General features: G+C 71.8%; 1 protein-coding gene. It reads right to left on the bottom strand.

Features of this window, described 5'->3' with window-relative positions; translation table 11 throughout:
* Nucleotides 1-424: Gfo/Idh/MocA family oxidoreductase (locus CKO27_RS24165; protein WP_200377438.1), on the bottom strand; the 424-nt coding region annotated here is incomplete at its 3' end.
* Nucleotides 425-475 lie beyond the last annotated feature (51 nt).

The raw sequence follows: 475 nt of genomic DNA, 5'->3' as shown, positions 1-475 counted from the left end.
TCGTGAGCAGCCGGCGCAACGTCAGGAAGTCGCCGTCCCAGCGCCGGTTGTGGAACACACACAGTTGGCGCCGCACCAGGGCTGAAAGCGCAACCAGCTCCCGGGCCTGTACGAGATCGAGCGCGAAGGGTTTGTCGACGACGACGTGGTGCCCCGCGCGCAGCGCCGCCGCGGCCCATTCGTGGTGGCTGTCGTTCGGGGTCGCGACGACGATCAGATCGACCGTGCGGCCGGCAAGCATGGCCTGCGGCGTCTGGACGACGACTTCGGCTCCGCATTCGACGCGCACGCTGTCCGCCACCGCCGCCGGCTCGCGGTTGCCCACCGCCGCCAGCCGCAGGCCTGCCGTGGCCCGGATCAGCGGCGCGTGGAACCCGCGCGCGGCCTTGCCCCAGCCGATCAGCCCCACCCGCACGTCCGTCATCGGAACTCCTGTCGCGGCATCCGCCTTGCCCGTCGGCGCGCATTCTGCAGC

Origin of the sequence: Thiocystis violacea (assembly GCF_016583575.1) — a bacterium.
Classification (GTDB): domain Bacteria; phylum Pseudomonadota; class Gammaproteobacteria; order Chromatiales; family Chromatiaceae; genus Thiocystis; species Thiocystis violacea.
The sequence above is the reverse complement of the archived record's forward strand: the minus strand, read 5'-3'. Positions and strand labels throughout refer to the sequence as shown.